Here is a 7,321-nt window from a genome sequence, read left to right on the forward strand (position 1 = left end):
TTGAACTCACGGCTGAACTTCCGTCTCGTCATATCCACTCTCCAGTTCCTTGGTCACGATCTTATCTTCGTGTCCACGAAACCAGCAGCAGCTCAAAGAGGGGCGCGCCCTCAAGCAGTTGGTCGCGCCACCGCTTGATCTGGTTCGGATGCACGTCAAAATCCTGCGCCAACTCGATAAGGGGCTTCGCGCCCTTGATCGCGGCTACCGCCACCTTTGCCTTGAATGCCGGCCTGCGGTTCCGGCGCGGTCTTCTTCAAATGGTCTTCTCCTCGCTCGCAGTATCATGCCGCCGCTCCTCGGAAAATCCACTTACCAAGGCTGTTCAGGTTTCCGCAGCCACTTCTGTGTCTGCGCCGCTCGCAAAGCCTCCTCCTGCATGGTGCGCTATTGCGCCCGTGATGAGCAACGAGGATGGGAGCGCCCTGGCGGCCAGTCACCACCTCAGCAATGCCGCGTGCCATCAGCAGGGCGGAATAGGTCTTGCCGGTGCCGGAGCCGCCAGAGAGGCCGATGGAAAGCGTCAGCGGGTCATTGATCTCTGTGCGGGGATAAAGCGGATGCTCATTCAGCAGTTCCTTGGAAACCCTCATCACCTCGGCATGGGCAGAGCTCAGTGCGCGATCTCTTCCTGGCGGACGAACATGTTGCCCCAGGCACGGTCGATCAGATCCGGGGTCATCTGCAAGGGGAGGCCCTCGAACTCGCACATGGCGATCATCTGGTCGATCAGGAAGGTCGGCTGATAATTCGCGAAATTCATGTCGATGGTCGGGTATTTCACCTTCAGCAGGTGCATCAGCGTCCGCTCGTCGAGCGGCATCTTCTTTTTGCGCGCCACCATCGCGAAGATTTTCAGGAACATGTCCTGGCTCGGGCCGTCGATCTTGATCTTGAAGAAGATCCGCCGCAAGGCCGCGCCGTCGAAGATCTCGTTCGGGTGGAAGTTGGTCGAGAAGATCACCAGGGTGTCGAAGGGCACGGTGAATTTCTCGCCCGATTGCAGCGCAAGGATGTCGCGGCTTTCCTCCAGCGGCACGATCCAGCGGTTGACGATCTTCTGCGGCGGCTCGGCCTGGCGGCCAAGGTCGTCGATGATGAAGATCCCGCCGGTCGCCTTGAGCTGGAGCGGCGCCTGATAGGTGCGCGAGGTCGGGTTATAGGCCAGATCGAGCATGTCGAGCGACAATTCGCCGCCGGTGATCACCGAGGGTCGCTCGCAATACACATAACGGTTGTCGAAACGGGTCGAGGTGCGGCGCAGGCTGTTGGGATCGTCCACCGCTGCCTCGGCCGCGGCATGGACGATCGGGTCGTAGACCGAGATCACCTGGCCGGAATATTCGATGGCGCGCGGCACATAGACCTTGTCGCCGATCGCCTTGCGGATGCCGTGCGAGATCGACGATTTCCCGTTGCCCGGCGGGCCATACATCAGGATCGAGCGGCCCGAGGTCACCGCCGGGCCGAGGTTGGCGATCATCTCGGGCGGCAGGATCAGACCGCCCATCCCGGCCATCAGCTGATCGCGGGTCAGTTTGATGTTGCGGATCGACTGGCGTTTGATCTGGACGCCGTATTGCTCCAGCGGCACCGGGACCGCGCCGTAATATTCCGACTGCGACAAGGCGTCGAGCGCGCGGCTCTTGCCGGCGTCGGTCAGCTGATAGCCCATCTCATTGCCGGAATTGGCGTGCATCGTGCCGGTCGCCTCCAGAAGGCGCTGGCCGCGGGCGAGGTCGATCAGCTCCTGGGTCAACGGCACCGGCAGGCAGAGCGCGCGCGAGATCGCGCTGCACGAATCGAGGTTGGTGCGGAACATGGTTTTCAGCAGAAGGTCGCGCAGCATCACCTGGTTGATGCCGGTGTCCTCCAGCGACCGGGGCGAGGGCGGCGGCTGCACGCCCGAAGCGGCCTCGGTCTGGGTAAGCTGCACGTTCATCACGACCCCCTGAAACGGCCGGGCCGCCCCTCGGGACGGCCCGTTTCAACAGCTGGATCGCAGGAAAAAATGTCAGCCTTTGGGCAGGAAGGCGGCGAGAAGATAGAGAATGAGCATCAGCGAGAGCGCCAGCCCCATCGGGAATTTGTTCGAGGTCCAGCTGGTCCAGTCGGGTGCCACGCGGCGCACGGCGGGGATGTTCCGCGCGATGCGCTGGCCGATGAGGGCGGCGACGGAACAGGCGGCATAGAGCGCGGCGATGAACCAGGGATCGCCGCCGGAAAAGACCCCGGCCATGGCGGCGGCGAATTTCGCGTCTCCGGCGCCGAACATGCCGATCATGTTGCCGACAAAGCCGAGGACCAGCACGATCGCCATGATCGCAAGCCCCCAGAGCCAGAGATCGCGCCCGACCGCCGGCCAGCCGAGGATCAGCCAGACCGCCGCCATGGCCAGCACGGCATGGTTGCGGATCTTCATGAATTTCAGATCGGTGTAAGCGACCCAGAGCGCGATCGGCAGGCAGAAGGGCAGCAGCCACAGCGCCTGGTTTACGGTTGGCATGGTCATGGGATCAGAGCTTCACATTGGAATCGAGGGCGGCGAGGCTGCGCGCGGCGGCCTCGAAATGCTGGGGATGGGTGTCGACGGCCTGCTGGAGCAGCCCCTTGCCGACGGCGATATCGCCCTGTTTGATCGCCGACAGCGCCGCTGTATACAAAAGCTCGGCGCGCTCGGACTGGGTCATCTCGATCACCGGCAGATCGTATTTGCGCTGCGCCGCGCGGGCCATGACGAGGTTGTTCTTGGCGGTGAACATCGCCGGATCATAGGTCAGCGCCTGGATGAACAGCCGCTCGGCCCCGGCGTAATCCTTGCGGGTCAGCCTGGAAAAGCCCCAGTTGTTCAGCACGCCCGAGGGTTTGGTGGTCAGCCCGCTGGCGATCTCGTAGAAACTGTCGGCCTTCTTCCAGTTCTTCTCGCTGTCGGCGATCATCGCCTCCAGCCGGTAGCGGTCGAAGGTTTCATGGGTGGGGGGCACGGTGCCGAGCGTGGCCTTGGCCTTGTCCCACTGATTGGAGCGGATCTGCGCATCGGCCAGCATCACCTTGTCGTCGGCGGTGCCCTCGGTATGGGCGGCGACCTTCTCCCAGACCTGGGCGGCCTCATGCGGCTTGTTCGCGCGCACCAGCGATTTCGCCAGCCCCCGCATCAGATCGACCCGGCCCGGATCTTTCTGAAGCGCGCCCTGGAAATAGTTCACCGCCTCGTTCGGATCGCCGATGGTGAGCATGATGTCGTTGAGGTTCGATTCGTCGATGACGTTCACGTCCTTGACGGCGCGCTGCACCTGCGCATCGGTCGAACCCTGACAACCGGCAAGAAATACCGTGCCGCCAATGCACAGCGCTACAAGACCTGGGTGGCGCATGTTCTGCGTCCTTTGTTTACTGCTCGTTAGACAGCGGCCCCGGCTTACAGCTGCGTCAGAAGCACATATTGGCCCTTGTCGCGGCGGACGAGCTGGAACTCGCCTTTTTCTTCATTCCCGCCATCATACACATTGGCCTCGGTCCGCGCGATAGCCAGTTTCAGATTGTCGCGTATCGAGTCCGATTGGCCACTGTCGAGCGCATAGGCCTGCTGGAACACCACCCGCGCCTCGCCGGTCTTGCCACGCTCCATCAGCACCACGCCCAGATTGTTCAGCGCGGGCACGAACCGCGGATCGATTTCCAGCGCGCGGCGCAGGATCTGTTCGGCCTGGCCCATCCGGCCGAGCGCGAGATTGGCCGAGCCGATCGCCGAGAGCGTATCGACGGTGATCCCGTCCTCGGCGGCGGCGCGCAGATAGGCTTTCAGCGCCAGTTCCGGCTCGTTCGCTTCCATCAGCCGGTGGCCGACCAGCAGCCCGTCGACGGATTCGCCCCCGGGGTCCACCCCGTAAGGGGCATTGCGCGACGAACCGAGGCCGCCGGCGTCTCCGCAGGCGGCAAGGCCGGTCAGCGCCAGCAGCAGCACGGCTGTTCTTGTCAAGCGATCCTCGGCAATTCCCTGGCCTCAATTGGCGTTCATCTGGCCCAGCATGGTCGCAATACCATAAACCGAAGGCCCGATCAGGATAATCATCAGCGGCGGAACTGTGAACAGCATTGTGCCCAGCGTCAGCTTGGTGGGCAGCATGTTCGCCTTTTCCTCGGCCCGCATCACGCGCTTGTCGCGCATATCGGCCGAATAGACCCGCAGGGCTTCGGCGATCGAGGTGCCGAAGGTGGCCGATTGCACCAAGGTGGTGACGAAAGAGGCGACATCGGGCACGCCCACGCGCTCGGACATGTCCTTCAGCACCTGGACCCGTTCCTTGCCGGCCTTGATCTCGTTCGACACCATGTCGAATTCGTCGGCCAGCGCCGAATAGCCCGCGCGGCTTTCGCGCGCGACGCGGATGATCGCCTGGTCGAGCGACTGCCCCGCCTCGACGCAGACCAGCATCATGTCGAGCGCGTCGGGAAAGCCCTCGATGATCTCGGTCTGGCGTTTGGTCACGCGTTTGTCGATCCAGTATTTCGGCAGGTAATAGCCGATCGCCCCGGGCAGGACCGTGTAAAGCATCAGGGTCTGGGTCGAGACCTCTTCGGTGCCGGTGGTCTGCAAGAGCGCATAGATCAGGCCAAGCAGCATGCCGCCCACGCCCAGCACCATCTTGGCGGCGTGGAATATCCGCACCGCGCCCTTGTCGTGATAGCCCGCCCGCATCAGCTTCAGCCGCAGGGCCGAGAATTCCTCGGCTTTCTGCGGCTCCAGCAGATGGGCGTATTTCTCAAGCCGGTCGCCGCTGGTGGCGCGGCGCAGCTTTCTTTCCGATGTGCCGGCCGGGCGGCCGCCGGTCTCCTCGCGCAGTTCGGCGAAACGGTCGCGCTGCTTCTTCATCAGCGACGGCAGCGCGATCACGACCAGCAGCAGGCCGAACGACGCCACCGCGATCAGCGGTCCCAGCGGTCCCAGCAGTCCGGTCAGGAATTCGTTGACGGATGTAAGCATGACCCGGACCTCAGACCTTGATGTTGACCATGATCTTCATGAAGATCACGTTGATGACCAGGAAGACGCAGACCACCAGCGCCGCCGGAATGAAGGCGGGCGTCTCTCTCACGTCGTCGTAGTAGTTCGGCTGGATCACGTTGATCATGATCAGCGCGAGAATCGGGAAGGCCGAGAGGAACATCCCCGACCATTTGGCCTCGGCGGTGATGGCGCGCACCCGGCGGAACAGTTTGAACCGCGCGCGGATCACCTTGGCCAGCCCTTCGAGGATCTCGGCGAGGTTGCCGCCCGATTGTTGCTGGATCGTCACCGCCACCGCAAGGAAGCGCAGGTCCTGGCTGTCCATCCGCTCGGCAAAGGCTTTCAGCGCCTCGCCGATGTCGCGGCCATAGGCCGCCTCGTCGGCGATCACGCCGAATTCGGTGCCCAGAGGATCGGGTACCTCCCGCGCGACGATGCCGACGGCGGATGAGAACGGATGGCCGACCCGCAGCGAGCGCACCATCAGCTCGACCGCGTCGGGAAGCTGTTCCTCAAGGAGCGACATGCGCTTCTTGGCCTTGTTGTTGACCCAGACATAGACGCCGCCCACGCCCATGCCCACCGCGATCAGAATCCGGATCGCCAGTTCCGCCTCGGTGCCCACCGTCAGCCCGAGGAAGGCGAACCCGGCCAGCACCACCATGATTCCCATCAGCTGCACCGGCGAGAAGGCGATGTTCGCCCTTTGCGCCTTTTTCGCCAGGACCGAGTAAAGCGGGATGTTCTTCGAGTTCAGATGCTGGTTCATCTCCTTGCGAAGCTGTTCCAGCACCTGTTCGCGGTTGCCGTTCTTCTCCAGCAGCGTCAGGCGGCGCGAGATGCGGCTGTTGAGGCTGATCGACTTGCCGAAGACGGTCAGATAGATGCCTTCGACCAGCACGATGACTGCGATGAAGACCAGAATATAGATCAGCGGCGCGATGGAGATGGTCATATCTCTGCCTTAAACGATGGGTTCGTAGATCGAGGCGGGCAGGTCGAAGCCCCACTGGCGGAAGCGGTCGGAATAGGCCGAACGGATGCCGGTCGCGTTGAAACGGCCGATGATCTTGCCCGAGGGCTCGACCCCGAGGCGCTCGAAGCGGAAGATCTCCTGCATCGAGATCACCTCGCCCTCCATCCCGGTGATTTCGGTCACGCTGGTCATCCGGCGCGTCCCGTCCTGGAGGCGCGAGGCCTGGACGATCAGATTGACCGCGCTGGCGATCTGGCTGCGCACGGCCTTGAGCGGCATTTCGATCCCGGCCATGGCGACCATGTTCTCCAGACGGCTGATGCCGTCGCGCGGGTTGTTGGCGTGGATCGTGGTCATCGACCCGTCATGGCCGGTGTTCATCGCCTGAAGCATGTCGATGACCTCTTCACCCCGGGTTTCCCCCACGATGATCCGGTCGGGACGCATCCGAAGCGCGTTGCGCAGACAGTCGCGCTGCGTCACCGCGCCCTTGCCCTCGACGTTGGCCGGGCGGCTTTCCATCCGGCCGACATGGACCTGTTGCAGCTGGAGTTCGGCGGTATCCTCGATGGTCAGCACCCGTTCGGTGTTTTCGATGAACGAGGACAGCGCGTTCAGCGTGGTGGTTTTCCCCGAGCCCGTGCCGCCCGAGACGATGATGTTCAGCCGGCACGACACCGCCGACTGAAGATAGGCGGCCATCTCCTCGGTGAAGGCGCCGAAGCGCACGAGGTCCTCGATCTTCAGCTTTTCCTTCTTGAATTTACGGATCGAGACCAGCGAGCCGTCCACGGCGACCGGCGGCACCATGCAGTTGAAGCGCGAGCCGTCGGCAAGGCGCGCGTCGCAATAGGGATTCGATTCATCGACGCGCCGGCCCACGGCCGAGACGATCTTGTCGATGATGCGCATCAGATGGCGCTCATCGCGGAAGGTGATGTCCGACAGTTCCAGCTTGCCCGCCCGTTCGACAAAGACCCGCTTCGGCCCGTTGACCAGAATATCGTTGACCGTCTCGTCCTTCAGCAGCGGCTCAAGCGGGCCGAGGCCCATCACCTCGTCGTAAAGTTCCTGCACCAGCGTGGTGCGGTCGTCCTTGTTCAGCGCGACCGACAGATCGTCCAGCGCCTCGCCCGCCAGCGCCGAGATCTCGGATTTCAGGCTGGCCTCGGAGGCATGTTCCAGCGCCGAGAGGTTCAGGTTCTCCAGCAGGCGCTTGTGGATTTCGAGCTTGAGCTCCATCAGCCGCTCGCGCCGCTTCTTCTCTTTGTCGACCGCGATCGCCTCGGCGGGGGCGCGGGCGCCGCCCATCATCGACGCCGGGCGCACCACCGAGG

Annotated in this window: 8 protein-coding genes and 1 pseudogene; all 9 read right to left on the minus strand. The window is 63.3% G+C overall.

Annotated features, from left to right (window positions below):
• Positions 1-103: 103 nt before the first annotated feature.
• A pseudogene (locus tag XINFAN_RS22605) lies at positions 104-214 on the minus strand (transposase); the annotation flags it as partial.
• A gap of 70 nt (positions 215-284) precedes the next feature.
• On the minus strand, positions 285-593 hold the full coding sequence (locus XINFAN_RS21910; RefSeq protein ID WP_124085139.1) for a hypothetical protein: 309 nt from the start codon (positions 591-593) through the stop codon (positions 285-287).
• A 20-nt stretch (positions 594-613) separates the two neighbouring features.
• Entirely contained in the window at positions 614-1,942 is a 1,329-nt protein-coding gene (locus XINFAN_RS03660) for a DUF8689 domain-containing protein (RefSeq protein WP_124085140.1), read from the minus strand.
• Positions 1,943-2,014: 72 nt separating this feature from the next.
• Positions 2,015-2,512 carry a prepilin peptidase gene (locus XINFAN_RS03665; RefSeq protein WP_124085141.1) on the minus strand — a complete coding sequence of 166 codons (498 nt, stop codon included), beginning with the start codon at positions 2,510-2,512 and terminating at the stop codon, positions 2,015-2,017.
• A 4-nt stretch (positions 2,513-2,516) separates the two neighbouring features.
• Entirely contained in the window at positions 2,517-3,374 is an 858-nt protein-coding gene (locus XINFAN_RS03670) for a tetratricopeptide repeat protein (RefSeq protein WP_124085142.1), read from the minus strand.
• A gap of 44 nt (positions 3,375-3,418) precedes the next feature.
• On the minus strand, positions 3,419-3,979 hold the full coding sequence (locus XINFAN_RS03675) for a tetratricopeptide repeat protein (RefSeq protein ID WP_435530843.1): 561 nt from the start codon (positions 3,977-3,979) through the stop codon (positions 3,419-3,421).
• Between the two features lie 24 nt (positions 3,980-4,003).
• Positions 4,004-4,984 carry a type II secretion system F family protein gene (locus XINFAN_RS03680; protein ID WP_124085143.1) on the minus strand — a complete coding sequence of 327 codons (981 nt, stop codon included), beginning with the start codon at positions 4,982-4,984 and terminating at the stop codon, positions 4,004-4,006.
• Positions 4,985-4,994: 10 nt separating this feature from the next.
• A complete protein-coding gene (locus tag XINFAN_RS03685) occupies positions 4,995-5,963 on the minus strand; it encodes a type II secretion system F family protein (RefSeq protein ID WP_124085144.1) in 969 nt (322 codons plus the stop codon).
• A gap of 9 nt (positions 5,964-5,972) precedes the next feature.
• Positions 5,973-7,321: TadA family conjugal transfer-associated ATPase (locus tag XINFAN_RS03690; protein ID WP_148087135.1), on the minus strand; the 1,349-nt coding region annotated here is incomplete at its 5' end.

Origin of the sequence: Pseudogemmobacter humi (assembly GCF_900609055.1) — a bacterium.
In the GTDB taxonomy this organism is placed as follows: domain Bacteria; phylum Pseudomonadota; class Alphaproteobacteria; order Rhodobacterales; family Rhodobacteraceae; genus Pseudogemmobacter; species Pseudogemmobacter humi.